This window comes from Mycobacterium innocens, from assembly GCF_900566055.1.
Lineage (GTDB): Bacteria > Actinomycetota > Actinomycetes > Mycobacteriales > Mycobacteriaceae > Mycobacterium > Mycobacterium innocens.
Map to the genome: position 1 here is coordinate 1 of NZ_UPHQ01000093.1, position 16,457 is coordinate 16,457.

At 66.7% G+C, this 16,457-nt stretch carries 14 protein-coding genes and 1 pseudogene; 6 read left to right on the forward strand and 9 right to left on the reverse strand.

Annotation, left to right across the window (positions count from 1 at the left end; genetic code table 11):
- Positions 1–84: 84 nt before the first annotated feature.
- The 7 genes and pseudogenes from EET03_RS31355 to EET03_RS10465 form a co-directional block, all read right to left on the reverse strand.
- A complete protein-coding gene (locus EET03_RS31355; RefSeq protein WP_244232303.1) occupies positions 85–441 on the reverse strand; it encodes a YncE family protein in 357 nt (118 codons plus the stop codon).
- A 1,402-nt stretch (positions 442–1,843) separates the two neighbouring features.
- Positions 1,844–2,209, reverse strand: a pseudogene (locus tag EET03_RS32985) (class I SAM-dependent methyltransferase); the annotation flags it as partial.
- Positions 2,210–2,548: 339 nt separating this feature from the next.
- The gene (locus tag EET03_RS10445) at positions 2,549–3,754 is read right to left on the reverse strand and encodes a cytochrome P450 family protein (RefSeq protein WP_075544215.1); all 1,206 of its coding nucleotides are present in this window, start codon (positions 3,752–3,754) and stop codon (positions 2,549–2,551) included.
- Positions 3,755–3,761: 7 nt separating this feature from the next.
- Positions 3,762–4,646 carry a KPN_02809 family neutral zinc metallopeptidase gene (ypfJ, locus tag EET03_RS10450; protein ID WP_075544214.1) on the reverse strand — a complete coding sequence of 295 codons (885 nt, stop codon included), beginning with the start codon at positions 4,644–4,646 and terminating at the stop codon, positions 3,762–3,764.
- Between the two features lie 42 nt (positions 4,647–4,688).
- On the reverse strand, positions 4,689–5,204 hold the full coding sequence (locus tag EET03_RS10455) for an SRPBCC family protein (RefSeq protein ID WP_075544213.1): 516 nt from the start codon (positions 5,202–5,204) through the stop codon (positions 4,689–4,691).
- A gap of 118 nt (positions 5,205–5,322) precedes the next feature.
- Positions 5,323–5,523: a hypothetical protein gene (locus EET03_RS10460; RefSeq protein ID WP_075544212.1), complete on the reverse strand. Its 201-nt coding sequence runs from the start codon at positions 5,521–5,523 to the stop codon at positions 5,323–5,325.
- Positions 5,524–5,738: 215 nt separating this feature from the next.
- Positions 5,739–6,626 (reverse strand): oxidoreductase, encoded by an 888-nt coding sequence (locus tag EET03_RS10465; RefSeq protein WP_208649035.1) that lies wholly within the window; start codon positions 6,624–6,626, stop codon positions 5,739–5,741.
- Positions 6,627–6,709: 83 nt separating this feature from the next.
- On the opposite strand from EET03_RS10465, the gene aspS reads away from it, so the two are divergent.
- The 6 genes from aspS (at position 6,710) to EET03_RS32370 (ending at position 12,207) form a co-directional block, all read left to right on the forward strand.
- Complete coding sequence (gene aspS, locus EET03_RS10470) at positions 6,710–8,494, forward strand: aspartate--tRNA ligase (protein WP_075544211.1); 1,785 nt, start codon at positions 6,710–6,712, stop codon at positions 8,492–8,494.
- 55 nt (positions 8,495–8,549) lie between these two features.
- Positions 8,550–9,605, forward strand: coding sequence for an FUSC family protein (locus EET03_RS10475; RefSeq protein WP_075544210.1), 1,056 nt, complete (start codon positions 8,550–8,552; stop codon positions 9,603–9,605).
- Positions 9,606–9,725: 120 nt separating this feature from the next.
- On the forward strand, positions 9,726–10,685 hold the full coding sequence (locus EET03_RS10480; RefSeq protein WP_075544209.1) for a transglutaminase family protein: 960 nt from the start codon (positions 9,726–9,728) through the stop codon (positions 10,683–10,685).
- Positions 10,678–11,700, forward strand: a complete 1,023-nt coding sequence (locus EET03_RS10485) for a zinc-binding metallopeptidase family protein (RefSeq protein ID WP_075544219.1) — start codon at positions 10,678–10,680, stop codon at positions 11,698–11,700. The genes EET03_RS10480 and EET03_RS10485 overlap by 8 nt, the downstream gene beginning before the upstream one ends.
- A 148-nt stretch (positions 11,701–11,848) precedes the next feature.
- A complete protein-coding gene (locus EET03_RS31360; RefSeq protein ID WP_279637663.1) occupies positions 11,849–12,016 on the forward strand; it encodes a PE domain-containing protein in 168 nt (55 codons plus the stop codon).
- Entirely contained in the window at positions 11,959–12,207 is a 249-nt protein-coding gene (locus EET03_RS32370) for a PE family protein (protein WP_075544208.1), read from the forward strand. Before EET03_RS31360 ends, EET03_RS32370 begins: the two co-directional genes overlap by 58 nt.
- Positions 12,208–12,527: 320 nt before the next feature.
- On the opposite strand, the gene EET03_RS10500 is transcribed toward EET03_RS32370, so the two are convergent.
- A complete protein-coding gene (locus EET03_RS10500; RefSeq protein ID WP_075544207.1) occupies positions 12,528–15,182 on the reverse strand; it encodes a circularly permuted type 2 ATP-grasp protein in 2,655 nt (884 codons plus the stop codon).
- A 75-nt stretch (positions 15,183–15,257) separates the two neighbouring features.
- Complete coding sequence (locus EET03_RS10505; protein WP_075544206.1) at positions 15,258–16,346, reverse strand: hypothetical protein; 1,089 nt, start codon at positions 16,344–16,346, stop codon at positions 15,258–15,260.
- Positions 16,347–16,457 lie beyond the last annotated feature (111 nt).

The window sequence follows — 16,457 nt, forward strand, 5'->3', positions numbered from 1 at the left end:
CCTACACACCCGTCCTCCGGCAAGCCGACCTCCCCCCCGACACCCGAGTCCCCTGGTGGGGAAACCGAACCCTACGCTACGAATTCAGCTGAAAAGTTGCGTCGAATCTCCTGCGTGGAAATCCGCGTTAGTGACGTAGACGGTGTGGGTGCCTGGATCCACCGTTGCCCCGACCGGAGAGCCGCCGACGGGCACGGTGGCCGTGACCTTGTGTGTCTTTCCGTCGATCACCGACACCCTGCCGCGGACCGTGTGGTTGACGGCGTAGATGGTGCGGGTGCCTGAATCGACCGCTACTCCGTTGGGGAGAGAGCCGATGGCCACGGTTGCGGTGACCGTGTGCGTAACCGGCGCCGTCGATCCCGGTCCGGTGGTTGTGGTGCCGGCGCGCTCGTGGCCGGAGTTGATCACCGAAAACCCAAGCACGGCAAGCGCGCCCACAAGAAGCAGACTCCCAACAATGATGGCTACGCGCCTGACCTTGGCGTTCTTCCACGACCCCCACACCTTCCGAAACCACGGCCCGATGCCGGACTCAGGGAGGTTCGCATAAATGATGCCGGCCGCGACCGATGGTGCTGCACCGATGATCGGGGCACCGCACTCATCACAGAAAGGCTGGTTCACCGATGTAAGGTGGCCCGTTGGGCAGAGCACCATAGCGGGCACGATCGGGGCTCCGCACTCCCCGCAGAAACGGTAGTCGTCGGGGTTTTGGTGACCGTTCTCGCACGTCACCATGGGTTAGCGTCCCTTCTTCTGCGGCCTGCGGCCGGGTAAAGGTTTCCGCCGTCATCGGTGTCATCAGATTCCGCCCGCGCGCCAGAGTCAACCCGAGGCCTTCGGAATCAGCAGTTTAAAGCGTGTCGAACAACTCTGGTGAGTGTTGGGCACCGCCCTTCTCGGGTGTCGTCGGTTCAGGCCGCGGGGGCGGTGTGAACGTCGGTTCCCGCGTCATCCGAGCTGGTTTCACCACCACGAGGGGGTCCGGGGAATCGATGAAGGTCATTGTAGGTATGGCCCCAACGAGCCGGATTCACCGCGGCGTTGGTATCTCTGTCGGCGGAATGACCGCAACCACTGGTGAATACCCGATCCGCCAGCGTCATCGCACTGTCGACAACTCCGTTTGTATGTGAGCATCCGGGCGAACTCCGAGCAGCCGGCATCGGAGATGGCTCTGGCGAGGCGGTGATTGGCCAGCATCCCTTGCATGTTGTCGCCGTCAGGGCGAGCAGGGCGTTGGCGGTTGGGGTGTAGGTCGGCGGCCTCGACGTTCGGCGCGATCCACCACCGGCCGTCATGATCACTGACGTTGGCGAACAGGATTTTTCGCTGGCCCCGTGGCCAGATGCCAGCCCGCTTGCGATGGCTGCGCAGGTGTTTCGCCACGGCCGGCGGGCCTCCGTCGGTGCTGCACATGGACGGACCAGAACTGATTTGTCAAGCGCTGCAAGAGTTTTGCGTTGCTCAACCAGGGCTCTGCCACATCGCGTCAACTGCAATCGCTGGATGAACCTGACCGAGGCCCGAGTTGTGTCGCCACCAGCCATTCCGACGAGTCCGGGTCGGCGGTGTCTAGTCCCATGCCCACCTCTTTGAGCAAGGCTTTGAGTTCGTCGGCTGTCACGTGATGGGCTTCGAACGATTGGGTCAGACTTTTGTCGTCGTAGTCCAAGGTGAACTCGCCAACGACAATCCCGTCCTGGTTGCTGAGGATCGTCATCGTCTGCAACATCTGACCATCGGAACGCTGGTACCTGCCCGGTGGTCGCTGGGCGAACCACTCTAATGGTCGCCACTGGATGATGGCCTTGCCGTCCGGTTTGAGGTGGTGGGCGATGGTCGCCAGGAGGCGCCTGCGGAATTCGACACCGGGATAGTTGATCAAGCTGCTGGCCAGCAGGACGGCGTCGAATTTCTCGGCAAGCCGCAGCTGCTCGATGCGGGCTTGGACCGTTCGCCCAGGGCTGACATGGGCAAGCATGTCGGCGGAGTCGTCCACCGCGGTGAGCCGATGGCCGAGTTCGGACAGCGGATTAGCGATTCGGCCGACACCGGATCCCAGATCCAACACCGAGCTTGCCGGGTTGAGCGTTGCGGCAATGACCTGCACCTCGGCGTCCCCCGACACCCGGCGGTAGATCTCGACCACGCTGCCGTCGGAGGTTATCGGGCCGCCGGAACCCGGGTCGCCGCTGCTGGGCATGCGATGTACCTGCTGTCCTGTCGTGCGCCGCCGGGCCAGCGGGAGTGATGCAGACCTGCCGATCAAACTCCCGCTGGCCGTGTCGGCTAGTGGATCCAACCGATGGTCACCGTCAGTTGACGATGTCGTCGACGACGAACGAGATCAACGCATAGGGCGTCTCGTGTGCATTGAACAAGAGCTCGTGGGACACGATCAATCTCCTTTCTTGCTCAATAATCCGTATCTATCAACGCCTTCGATTGTAGTTACACATTGAGCAAATATGTATCCCCTCGCTGGGTAGGAAACGTGTCCCCCAGATGGGGGACAGGGCGCGTGTCGTCTGACGGGTGAGTGTTAGCCCAGCATGACGGGAAGCTCGGCGTATCGATTGAGCAGCGGGATCGGTTCGACGCGAAGCTCCTCCGGGGCCATAGCCAGGGTGAGACCAGGGAACCGGGTGATCAAGCCGGCGATCGCGATGCGGGCTTCCATCCGCGCGAGATGTGAGCCCAGACAGAAGTGACTACCTCGGCTGAAGGCCAGGTGGTTGTTGGGCTTGCGGGTGATATCGAAGCGGTCGGGATCGTCGAACTCGGCGGGGTCGCGGTTGGCAGACGTCAGCAGCGGGACCACCATCGCTCCGCGCGGAATGGTGACGCCGTGCACGACGATGTCCTCGGCGGCGAACGTGGTCGCCTCGGTGCTGCCGACAGTGCCGGTATAACGCAGGACCTCTTCGATAGCGCTGCCGATGAGCTCGGGTCGTCGCTGTAGCAGGCTTAGCTGTTCGCGGTGGGTGAGCAGGGCGGCTATTCCGTTAGTGATCACGTTCGGGGTCGTTTGATAGTCGCCGGTGATGAGCAGGAACACCATCGCGATGATCTCGTCGTCCGATAGCCGGTCGCCGTCCTCGCTGGCCCCAATCATCGCGGTGATGATGTCTTGCCCCGGGTCGCCGCGACGCTGTTGGACCAGATCGCGCAGATAGTCGACGAACTCGTCCATCCGCTGCGCTGCGCCCTCGGTGCCACCGGCCAACATCATCTCGAACAGCGAGTCGATGTAGTCGTAGAAGGCGGACCGATCCTGAGCGGGTATGCCGACCATCTCACTGATCACCGTGGTCGGGATCGGCAACGCATAGTCGCGTTGCAGGTCGATCCGCTGCCCTGCCTTAAACCCGTCGAGCACAGCACGGGTGACGGTCTGTACTCGATCGCCAAGGCGCGCGATCGCACGTGGGGTAAACGGCCGGCTGACCAGCTTGCGCAGCCGCTGGTGCGCGGGATCGTCCTGATACACCATGGTTCCGGTGGTGAGCATGCGGATGGCGTCGGGCAACGGGAGGTGTTCGGCGCCCGCCACGACGCGCCGGATCCGCGGGTCGGTGACCACGTCCACGCAGTCTTGGTAACGGGAGATGAAATAGACATCCCGGTCGGGTGGCCGCAGGGCCAGCCGCCCCAGGTAGACCGGGGCATTGCGGCGCATCCAGTCGTAGTAGCGGTGCTGGTCGGCGTTGAACTCCGCCGTCCCTACCGTGATCGGGTGGCTGATCAACCCGGCTCTATCCCAGGTCGGTGGCGGTGAAGGTGTCGCACTTGTTGGGATCGCCGGTCTGATAGCCGATGGTGAACCACTTCTGCCGCTGCGCCGAGGAGCCGTGTGTCCACGTCTCGGGGTTGGTGCGTCCGTTCACCTGCTGCTGGATGCGGTCATCGCCGACCGACGCCGCGGCCGAGAGTGCGTCTTGAATGTCCTTGTCGCTCAACGGCTGCAGGTAAGGCACTCCGGTGCTCTGCTGTTTGACGGTCGACGCGTAGTACGCCCAGACGCCGGCGTAGCAGTCGGCCTGCAACTCGGTGCGCACCCCGTTGCCGCCGGCGCCCTGGGCTCCTTGCTGGGCGCGGCCGAGCCCCCCCAGCAGGTTTTGCACGTGATGGCCGTATTCGTGAGCCACGACGTATTCTTCGGCGAATGGTCCACCGCTGGAACCGAATTGGGTGACCAGCACCTGGAAGAAGTCGGTGTCGAAATACGCGGTCTTGTCCACCGGACAGTAGAACGGTCCCACGTCGCTGCTGGCGGGTCCGCAACCGGTGCTGACCTGACCGCTGAAAAGCCGCAGATGCGGGCGGGCGTAGCGGTTGGGCATCAGCCGCTTCCATACCGCGTCCAGGGAGTTTCCGGTGGCCACCACCCGGCACTGCACGTACTTGTTGGCGTCGGCGCCGGTCTTGCACCGGCTCAAGTCGAAGCCGGGTGCCACGGCCTCGCGGTTGTCGACCGGTTGCTGGCTCATGATGCCGCCCGGATCGACTCCCAGGAACAGGGCGACCACCACGATCAGCAACCCGCCGATGCCGCCGCCGATGGCCATCCGCCCGCCCGGGAAACCGCCCGACGACGACGCGGTGCTGGTGTCGATCTGCATACCCTCGTTGAAGGTCATCGCGTGCTCCCCAATCCGGACCGCCTACCGGGTCGAACCAGCCTAACCCTGCTTCCCGGTGGCGAACCGCGCGTCGGTGTACCGGCGCAGGTTGGCGAGAAACCGGCGCAGCGCCAGGTTCAGCAGCGGCCGGAACAAGAACATGCCCAGGACCGCCGGTCCGGCGGGCTTTTGCGCCATGGTCCAAGTGAGCCGGCAGCCACCGGGGATGACCTCGACCTGGTAATCCTCGGCGAACGCGGCGACCGCTTGGGTCGAGCATTCGTTGAACCGAAATGCCATGCGATGCACCGGCTCCCAGACCAGAAATTCCTCGTTGGCTTCCATGCCCCCGTGCATGTCGACGGTGCGCGTGGTGCCGACGTGATAGGGCTGCGGACTGGTCCAGGTCACCTTCTTGATGGCCGATGCCCAACGCGGCCAGGCGTCCGCGTCGGCGAGCACCTCGAACAGTTGCTCGGGGGTGATGGCCAGGTCGACGCTATTGCGGAAGAGGTATGGCGCCTCACCGGAATCCGGGTCGAGAAAGGTCAACTCGACGCGCTCGCAGGGAAACATGACTACAGACATTAGCCACAGCCAGCCGCGACGATGCGTGCCGTGAAGCGTCGGGCGACCGCTTAGCAACTGGCTGCGCGGCGTGGCCGTAAACGATAATCGGCCATTGACCGGTTTCTTAGTCGGGGATCTTGTCGGCGACAAACGTGAAGCACGCCGAGTGGATCGAGGCGTGCGACTCTTGAAACAAGACCTCGTGCGTAATCGCGTGTGTGCGGCCGCCCTCGTCGTGACCGAGGACAGCACCGGCCGCGACGCCCATGGCGGCGATGGCGATCCCGGCGCCGACCGGCTTGAGTGCGATCTTGCGATCCGTCATGTGGAACTCCTGTTCGCGTAGCTGATGTCGGTGCTGCCTTCGCCATGTTCGCCCGACGTAATCGAGCTTCGATGGTGCCCGAAACCCACCGATATGCACCAGCTTTCACCGCGACAGAGACGATCGCTTCTTTGACTAGGACGATAACCGAAACTTATTGCCCGAGGTCGTCAGGCTATGGCGGTGCGCCTTCACGATCGCCAACTGCCCGCCGGTCAGCCCGGGCCGTCGCTGGCCGCGGCCAACAGCGGCACCAGCACATCGCTGATCGGGGTCGCCAGGCCGTGGGTGCGGGCCTTGCGGATGATCACTCCGTTGCGCAGGTCCCATTCCAGGCGCCGGTGCGCTTCCCGGTCGGCCAGGATCGAGGTACCCATGTCCTCAGGAGCCGACCGCAACAGATTCACCATCTCCTCGACCGCGTCTTCGCCGAGCCGGGCACCCTCGGCGCGCGCGACCGCCAGGCATTCGGCGACATAGCGGCGCGACAACGCGGCGACGTCGTCGCGGCGGAACATTCCGGAGCGTCGCCCGGCCAGCGCCATCAAACCGGCCAGCGCGTTGAGCACCAGCTTGCGCCACAGCACGGTGGTGAAATCGGGATCGCACTCCACCCGGGCGCCCGCGTCGCGCAGCAGTTCGGCCACGGCTTCCGCCGCCGGGCCGGTCGGCAAAACCAATGCGGCTTCGCCGCGCAATCGCACCCAGCCTTCCGGTTGGGTCTCCGCGGAAAACCACACGCTGCCGGGCACGACGGTCGACGACGGGCAGTGCGGCTGCACCTGCTCGACCTGTTCGACCCCGTTTTGCAGGACGGCCACCACGGTGCGCTGGTCGCACAGCCGGGCCAGCCAGCCGTGGGAGTCGTCGTTCTGGGTGGCTTTGACCGCCAGGATAACCACCTCGACCGGGCGGGCGACGTCGTCGGGATCTGTGTGGACCGGACCGGGTACCACAATGCGGTCCGCGCCGTCGGGCCGCAGTTCGATGCGCTCGCGAGGGGTGTGGCCGCACAGCAGCACCCGGTGTCCGGCGGCGTGCAGCAGCGCGGCGACCGTCGTGCCGACGGCGCCCGGGCCAACCACAGCGATGTTGGGTGCGATGAGCCAAAAGTACCGGGTTCGTTGGGTCACCGGGTCGGCCCTTTAGACTGGGCAGTCATTCCGACCGCGTGAAAGGGAGTCTTGTGCTGCGCAGCCACGGCGCTGGTTCACTACGCGATCGCGACGCCGGGCAGCAGGTGACCTTGGCCGGCTGGGTGGCTCGGCGCCGCGACCACGGCGGGGTCATCTTCATCGATCTGCGCGATGCCTCCGGTGTGGCCCAGGTCGTCTTCCGCGACCCCCAGGACACTCAGGTGCTGGCCCAGGCGCACCGGCTGCGCGCCGAGTTCTGCGTCGCGGTGTCCGGCGTCGTCGAGATCCGCCCGGAAGGCAACGCCAACCCGGAGATCGCCACCGGCGACGTCGAGGTCAACGCCAGCTCGCTGACGGTGCTCGGCGAATGCGCGCCGCTGCCGTTCCAGCTCGACGAGCCCGCGGGGGAGGAGCTGCGGTTGAAGTACCGCTACCTCGACCTGCGCCGCGACGGCCCGGCCTCGGCAATTCGGTTGCGCTCCAAAGTCAATGCCGCAGCCCGCGACGTGCTGGCGCGGCACGACTTCGTCGAGATCGAAACCCCGACGATCACCCGCTCCACCCCGGAAGGGGCGCGCGACTTCCTGGTGCCGGCCCGGTTGCACCCCGGCTCGTTCTACGCATTGCCGCAGAGCCCGCAGCTGTTCAAGCAGTTGCTGATGGTGGCCGGGATGGAGCGCTACTACCAGATCGCCCGCTGCTACCGGGACGAGGATTTCCGCGCTGACCGCCAGCCCGAATTCACCCAGCTCGACATGGAGCTGAGTTTCGTTGACGCCGAGGACATCATCGCGATCTCCGAGGAGATCCTGACCGCGCTGTGGGAGCTGATCGGTTACCGGATTCCGACGCCGATCCCGCGGATCAGCTACGCCGACGCCATGCGGCGCTTCGGCTCCGACAAACCCGACATGCGGTTCGGTGTCGAGCTTGTCGAGTGCACGGAGTTCTTCAAAGACACCACATTTCGGGTCTTCCAGGCACCCTACGTCGGCGCCGTGGTGATGCCCGGCGGAGCGTCGCAGCCGCGGCGGACGCTGGACGGCTGGCAGGAGTGGGCCAAGCAGCATGGGCACCGCGGGCTGGCCTACGTGCTGGTCGGCGAGGACGGCATGCTGGGTGGCCCGGTGGCCAAGAATCTGTCCGATCGCGAGCGCGACGGTCTGGCCGCCCATGTCGGGGCCCAACCCGGCGACTGCGTCTTCTTCTCGGCGGGCCCGCCGAAGTCGTCGCGGGCCTTACTCGGAGCGGCTCGCAGCGAGATCGCCCACCGGCTCGACCTCATCGATCCCGACGCCTGGGCCTTCGTCTGGGTGGTCGATCCGCCGCTGTTCGAGCCCGCCGACGAGGCCACGGCCGCCGGTGACGTGGCGGTCGGCTCGGGGGCGTGGACGGCGGTGCACCACGCGTTCACCGCGCCCAAGCCGGAGTTCGAGGACCGCATCGACTCCGATCCGGGCAGTGTGCTGGCCGACGCCTACGACATCGTCTGCAACGGCCACGAGATCGGCGGCGGCTCGGTGCGTATCCACCGCCGCGACGTCCAGGAGCGGGTGTTCGCGGTGATGGGTCTGGACAAGGCGGAGGCGGAAGAGAAGTTCGGTTTCCTGTTGGAAGCCTTCATGTTTGGCGCCCCGCCACATGGCGGAATCGCGTTCGGTTGGGACCGGATCATGGCGCTGCTGGCCGGGGCCGACTCGATCCGTGAGGTGATCGCGTTCCCCAAGACCGGCGGCGGCGTCGACCCGCTGACCAACGCGCCCGCGCCGATCACCGCCCAGCAGCGCAAGGAATCCGGAATCGACGCCAAGCCCAAACCGGTTGACCGGGCCTAGGAGACACGCACTAGGCGGGTGCACGGCGCATCCCGTCCTGCGGTAAGCAAGCCTGATGAGGACTTCGCGGCTTGCCCTGGTGGCTGACGGCGGCCCCGCGGCAGTGCAGCGGCTGCGCGCCGTTGTGTGGCCGATCACCCAGACCTCGGTTGCCGCCGGCTTGGCCTGGTATCTGACCCATGACCTGCTGCACCACCGGCAGCCGTTCTTCGCACCGATCTCGGCCGTGGTGTGCATGTCGGCGACCAATGTTCTGCGTGCCCGACGCGCGGCGCAGATGATCATCGGGGTGGCTCTGGGGATCGTGCTGGGAGCCGGGGTACACGCGCTTCTGGGCACCGGACCGACCACCATGGCGGTGGCAGTCTTCGTCGCGCTGTGTGTCGCGGTGCTGGCCGGACGCGGCTTCATTGCCCAAGGCCTGATGTTCGTCAACCAGACCGCGGTGTCGTCGGTGCTGGTGCTGGTATTCGCCGATACCGCCGGTGTAGTGGCCGAGCGTCTGTTCGACGCGGTCATCGGCGGTGGCTTGGCTCTGGTGTTCGCGGTGTTGTTGTTTCCGCCCGACCCGGTGCAGATCCTGTGCGATGCCCGCGCCGACGTGTTGGCGGCCCTGCACGACACCCTGGTCGAGGTGGCCGACGTGCTGGATGATCCATCCAGCGCCGCTCCAGATTGGCCGATATCAGCCTTCGACCGGCTGCATGACCAGCTCAGCAGGCTGGCCGAGGCCCGCACCACCGCGGTTGTGGCCACCAAGGCTCCGCGCCGCTGGACTGCGCGCAACGCCTTGCTCGGCATCGAACAACAGTCAGCGCGACTGGCGATGCTGGTCAGCGGCGTGCTGCAGCTATCTCGTGCGGTCACCCGGCTTCACCAGGGGCAAGTCCCGCGTCCGCTGCACATCGCCCTGACCGAGCTCGCCGCCGGCATGGCCGATGCGGACGACGAACCCGCGGCGGCCAGCGCACACGCCACCGCGGCCAGAGACCGCGCATGGGAACTGGAAGCCGGGGCCCGCGACAAGAATCAGGTGGTGCTGGCCGACATCGTCTGCGCCTGCGCCGACGACTTACAGGAGCTGATCGACCTCCCCAGCCCGGCAAAGTAAGGTGTGCCAGCTCCTTCGGGACGACGTGATGGTGTTCGGCGATAGGGTGCCCGTGGTGCGGGATTCGTCCCGCGGCCGGCGTGGCGGCCCTGGGTTGGGCGTCGAGAAGTCAGGAGTGAGCTGTTGTCCCTGCCGTTTGATGGGCCTTCTGACGCGCGGTTCGACTCGCCGGCCGTCAAGCGTTATCGCGTCACGCACCGCACCGAATACCGCTACTCCGACGTGGTGACCAGCTCCTACGGCCGCGGTTTTCTCACCCCGCGCAGCTCGCCACGCCAGCGCCGCGTCGCACACCGGCTGACCATCGATCCCGCCCCCGCCGACAGCTCCACCAGCCGGGACACCTACGGCAACATCAGCTCCTATTTCCATGTCACCGAACCGCACCGGACCCTCACAATTACCGGCGACTCCATCGTCGACGTGGCGCCGCCGGCTTCTGGGCTCTACACCAGCGGTCCGGCGCTGCAGCCGTGGGAGGCCGCCCGTCCGGGTGCGCCGCGTGGTGCGCTGGCAGTCGACTTCGTGCTGGACTTGAACCCGCCGGAGATCACCGACGAGGTGCGAAAGTACGCCGCTCCCAGCTTCGTTCCGGGCCGCCCGTTGGTCGAGGTATTGCGCGAGCTGACGACGCGGATCTATACCGACTTCACCTACCGTTCCGGGTCGACCACCGTTTCCACCAAAGTCGATGAGGTGCTGGCCGCCCGTGAAGGGGTATGCCAAGACTTTGCCAGGCTGGCGATCGCCTGCCTGCGCGCCAACGGGCTGGCAGCCTGCTACGTGTCTGGTTATCTGGCTACCGACCCGCCGCCGGGAAAGGATCGGATGATCGGTACTGACGCCACCCATGCCTGGGCCGCGGTGTGGACGCCCCAACAGCCGGGTCAGTTCGAATGGCTGGGCCTCGATCCCACCAACGACCAACTGATCGACGAGCGTTACATCGTGGTCGGCCGTGGCCGTGATTACGCGGACGTGCCGCCGTTGCGCGGCATCATCTACACCAACTCCGCGCACACCGTGATCGACGTCGGGGTCGACGTCGTGCCTTTCGGCGGTGATGCGTTCGATGCGTGACTTCCACTGTCCCAGCTGCGGCCAGCGCCTGACGTTCGAGAACTCCGTGTGCCTGTCCTGCGGCAGTGCGCTGGGTTTTTCTCTCGACCAGATGGCACTGCTGGTGATCGCCGAGCGCGGCGCCGCCGGGCACGCCGGGGCGGTGCTCGCAGACGAGTATCAATTGTGTACGAATCTGCATCTGGCCCAATGCAATTGGCTCATTCCCGTCGGCCACGCCGAGGGGTTGTGCGCGTCGTGCGCACTGACCGTCGAGCGGCCCAACGACAACGACACGGTGGGCCTGGCCGGGTTCGCCCGCGCGGAGGCGGCCAAGCGGCGGCTGGTAGCAGAGCTACACGAGCTGAAGCTGCCGATCGTCGGACGCGATGAGGATCCCGACCACGGGCTGGCGTTCCGGCTGTTGTCCAGTGCGCACGAGCAGGTGATCACCGGACACGTTAACGGCGTCATCACCCTGGACGTGGCCGAGGGCGACGACGTCCACCGCGAACAGCTGCGGGTGGAGATGGGTGAACCGTACCGGACCCTGCTCGGCCACTTCCGCCACGAGATCGGGCACTACTACTTCTACCGGCTGATCGACCCGTCCGGCGATTACCGGGCGCGCTTCACCGAGTTGTTCGGCGACCCGGACGCCGACTACCAGCAGGCGCTGGACCGGCATTACCGCGATGGCGCGCCGCCGGGTTGGCAGGACAGCTACGTGTCGTCGTATGCGACCATGCACCCCGCCGAGGATTGGGCCGAGACGTTTGCCCACTACCTGCACATCCGCGATGCCTTGGACACCGCGGCCTGGTGCGGTTTTGCCCCGGCGTCGGCAACCTTCGACCGGCCGGCATTGGGCCCCAGCGCTTTTCCCGCCATCATCGGCATGTGGCTGCCGTTGTCGTGGTCTCTGAACATGGTGAACCGGTCGATGGGCCGTGACGACCTGTACCCCTTTGTGCTGCCGGCGGCGGTTTTGGCGAAGATGCAGTTCATCCACAGCGTCATCGACGACGTGCCCTGAGATCTGCGTGGCCACGCGGTCGCGGCCAACTCAATTGGGGCACTTGCGGTGCCACGCGAGCATGATCGCTGCCACGACTATTCATGATCGCTTCTAGAATGCTCAGGAAGTTAGCGATGTCGTATTTGGTAGCGGCACGGCACCGGACATGCTGGCTGCGGCCGCAGCGGATCTGGCTGGTGTGGGCTCCGCGCTGAATGCGGCCAATGCGGCGGCCGGCACCCCGACGGCGACGGTGTTGGCGGCCGGTGCCATGAGGTGTCGGGGGCGATTGCGGCGTTGTTCGCCCGGTATGCGCAGCGGTATCAGGCGCTGAGCGTCCCGGCGGCGGCATTTCACGAGCAGTTTGTGCAGGCTGTCAGCACAGGCGCGGCGGGGCCGGCGGCCACGGTGGAACCGGTGGAGCAGCAACGGTCTTTAATGCGGATGAGACCGGATCCCGCAGCTACCTCGGTGCGACTGGTGGGACAGCTGGGGTTGGCGGTTCCGGCGGCGATGCTGGGCTGACCGGTGCCGGTGGTGTCGGCGGAACCGGCGGCCTCAGCGGAGTGCGCGCCGGTGGAACCGGCGGGGCTGGTGGCGACGGGGGTGTTGGTGGATTGCTGGCCGGATCAGGCGGGGGCGGTGGTCAAGGCGGCGCCGGTGGTGATCGGGTCAGCTGGGGTGCCGTCGGGAACGGTGGTTGCGGCGGTAGCGGTGGGATGCCCAGCTGATCGGTGTCGGTGGCAATGCCGGCACCGGCGGCGATGGCCAGGCCGACGGGCCCGGTGGCCGGCCGGGTGCCGGTGGCGTTCTCTTCGGCCAGCCCGACACGCCGGTCTAAGCGGTTAGGCCGGCATCGTCCGCCGTTCCTCGGGCCCCCACAGCGGCTGCATGCCTCCGGGCAGCTTCAACTGTGTCGAAGTGATCACTTCGGCGACGTCGCGCAGCGCGGCATGTATCGCGGTCAGCAGGTCGGCCAGCTCCGCGCGGCGCCCGCCGACGACACCCTCCAGCTCGGCAGGATCCGAGCGGCGCAGCCGAGTGTTGATCTCGTCGACCATCCGCTCGGGACGCGACGACCCCGACGAGCCGGGAAGGTCCTTGAGGTCGGACCGCAGCCGCTCCAGCTGATACACCAGCGACCGCGGGTTCTGCGGGTCGAACAGCATCAGGTCGGTCACCGCGGCGACGCTGACCTTGCCCACGGTACGGCGCCGGTAGCTGACCGAGGACTCACAGGCCTCCAGCATCGACTCGATGATGGTTTGTTCGGCGGCCACCCCACGAACCGCGGTCAGCGTGTCCGCCAACAATGCGGTCAGCCACAGGCCACGCTCGATCCGCTTGCCGATGTCCATCATCGTCCATCCCGCGTCGCGCACCATCGACTCGGCGGCCACCCCGGACAGCGTCAACATCCCGGCCAAGGTCTGCGCCTGAGCCTCGGCGAGCAGGGCGTCGGCCTCGGCGAGTGACTGCGGCGGGTCCGACCGCAACGCGACGGCGCGCTCGACGCCGGCCAGCACCATCCAGGTGTCGTTGGACAGCTGGTCGCGCACCGCCCTGGCGCACAGCGCCAGCCCTTCCACCGACTGGACCAGGGATCCTGGCCGCTCCAGGTCCACGGTCATCGACCACAGCATCGAGGGGGCGACGGCGATCATTTCGGCGTGGTCGTGAGCGGCTCCGGTGTCGGTCCCGGTGATCTGGCCGAGCGCGTCCATGAGCACCGGCACGCACTCGCTTTCCTCGGTGTGCTGTTGGTGACGGAAGACGTGATAGCGCTCGCGGGCCACGATCAGTAACCGCGCCATGTTCTCGGCGCGCTCGCCGTAACGCCCCATCCAGAAAAGGTCCGACAGCACCCGCGGGGAGCTGACCGCACGGGTGCCCGCGCCTGTCTTGGCCGTTGGCATGAGCGACGGCGGCAAGGTGGTGACCGTCACCGCCTCGGCAATCGCCCGCTCCGTGGGGCGTACCCAGACGTCCTTTGCCGCAACGGATTTCAGCATGTATGCAGCCGCGCCGGGCGCCAGTACGTAGCCCAGGCCGCCGATCATCGGCGCATAGCCGCCGCGTTGGGCGACCGTGAACAACCGCATGCCGACCCCGGCCGAGGTCAGCTTCCCGGCGTGGTCGGTGGGCGCCGAGGAGAATGTCGGCAACTCCTGGCCGACCCACTGCCACGGCATCGCCTCGACACGTGCCGCCAGGTCAGCCAGCTGCCGAGACGAAAGCGCCGGCCCGGCAAGGGTTTTCCTGCCAACCGTGGATCTGACCAGCAGCGACGAGAGATTGGCCAGCAGGTGTGAGCGTTCACTGGCGATGCCGCCCCAGTAGACCGGAGCTGTCGGCAACAGTGGTTCTTCGCCCAGTAAGCGCCGGGCCAGGTCGGGCAGAAAACGCAGCAGGCCGGGATTTTCCAGGATGCCGCTGCCCAGCGTGTTGACCACGGTCACGGTGCCGCGGTGCTGGACCTCCACCAGACCGACCACGCCGAGCCGGGAATCGGCGCGCAGATCCAGCGGGTCGGCGTAGTCGGCGTCGACGCGGCGCAACACCACGTCCACGCGTTTGAGGGTGCCCAGCGAGCGCATCCACAGCTTGCCGTCGCGCACCACCAGGTCGGCGCTTTCCACCAGCGGGAAACCCAACAGCGTCGCCAGATACGCCTGATCGAAGGCGGTCTCGGAATAGATGCCGGGGCTGAGCACCACCACCACCGGGTCTTGGGCGACGTCGGGAGCCGCGTCGATCAACGCCAGCCGCAACGCCTGGGCAAACGGTGTCGTGGGCCGCGGCGCAATCCTTTCGTACAGGTCCGGGATCGCGTGGGCGATCACCCGCCGGTCGGCCAGCGCATAACCTGCCCCCGAGGGCGCCTGCGTCCAGTCGGCGTTGACCTGATAGCTGCCGTCGGGCACCCGGCTGAGGTCGCAAGCGTGCAGGAAAAGTTGGTGTCCCGGCACCGTGATCCCGTTGGCCTGGCGCACATAACCCGGATGGGCGAATACCAACTCGGCGGGCAACACCCCGTCGGTGAGCAGGCTGCGGGCTCCGTAAAGGTCCGACAGCACGGCATTGAGCAGGCGTGACCGCTGCACCAGGCCGGCCTCCAGAACGGCCCAGTCTTCGGCTGACACCACCAGCGGCAGCGTGTCCAGCCGCCAAGGTCCGGGTTCCAAGCCGTGGGCGCTGTGCTCGTCGCGCGTGGAATCGGCCCCGGTGTAGCTGATGCCGTCGTGGTCGATCAGGCTGTGCACGACCGTGCGCAGCCGGTCCAGGCCCGCCCTACCGCGCTCGGCGACGGCGTCGGCCAGCTCTGTCCAGGCCGGCCGCACCTTCCCGTCGGCGTCGACGAACTCGTCGTAGCCGGTTCCCGGACCGTCACGCAGGTCGAAGAGAGCTTGCTGGGCTCGCGCGGTGCGGTAACCGTCCAGCAGGTGGTCGGCATCGACCACTGCTCGACCCGTTCCCCACGTCACGTCGGCGGGCGCCATTACTGCCGCAACATCAGGGACTGCCCTCGCCTACACAGCGTTTGCTGGTGCCGAACCCGCTGGTTCCGGCTGGGCTTATGCGTACTGCTGCCCCGGCGGCGGTCCCGGCGGATAGCCGCCAGGGGGCGCCGACTGCTCGACCGGCACCACCTGGCCACCCGTCAGCTTGCGGTAGGTGTAGACCTGGACCAGCGCGGCGACCGGAACGCCGACGACCATGCCGACCAAGCATGCGAGTTCGCCGATCAGCACGGCCGCATACTGCACCAGCCAGGACAGCGCGCTGTTTCCGAGTTCACCGCGAACGGTCGCGATACTGGCCTTGATCGAGTCGATCGGCGACAGGGATTTGTCGACGACGAACGCAATCGCGAATTGGGCGAAGAAAGCCAAGACCAACGGCCCGACAATGGTGCACGACAGCACCATGGCCGCGATGGCCAGCAGCAACGAGGTGAGCACCACAGCGCCCACATTGCGCGGCTTGAAGAACGTTCCGATGCTGACCGGCTTGCCGTCGGCAATATCGAGGCAGCCGGTGAGCAGGCCGGCATGCATGTAGGCCACCACGAAGAACGCGGCGATGTAGCCGATGATCGTGAGGATCCAGCCGATCGCGGAAAACTCTGCGGACGTGGTGTGGTAGCTGTAGTCGTACTCGACAACGGTGGTCGTCGTGGTTTGCGCGGTCGCGAAGGCGATCGCCAGCGGGATGCCGATCACCGCGGCGATCGCCAGGCCGTAGATGACCAGCGGCACGACCAGCGCCGCGACGTTCTTGGTGAACTTGTTCCACGCCCAACTGATCGCTTCGCCCACGTTGAAGCCCGACTTCGGCTGTCCCCCGAAACCCGGCGCAGGCGGGTAGCCCGGCGCAGGTGCTCCCGGCGGGCCATAGCCGGGAGGCGGGGGCGGGGCGCCGTAGCCGGGAGCCGAGTAGCCGCCGGGCGGCGGGCCGTAACCGGGTGGTGGCGGAGGCGGTGCGCCGTAACCGGGTGGAGGTGCGCCGTAACCGGGCGGCGGAGGCGGCGGCGCGCCGTAACCCGGCGGCGGAGGCGTGGTCCCGTAACCCGGCGGCGGGGGAGGCGGCGGGTAGCCCGCGGTGCTGTGATCGCCGCCCTGGGGGTCGGCCGGAGTGCCTGGGTGTTCTGGCGGCTGGCTCATCGCTGTCCTAAGTGGCTGGTCGTTCGCTCTCGCCTGGTATGCGCGTGGAAGTAGCAAACCGGAACTTAGCAAATGTGGGCCGGAGGCGCGCGGATTGGTGGTGCTCCATTT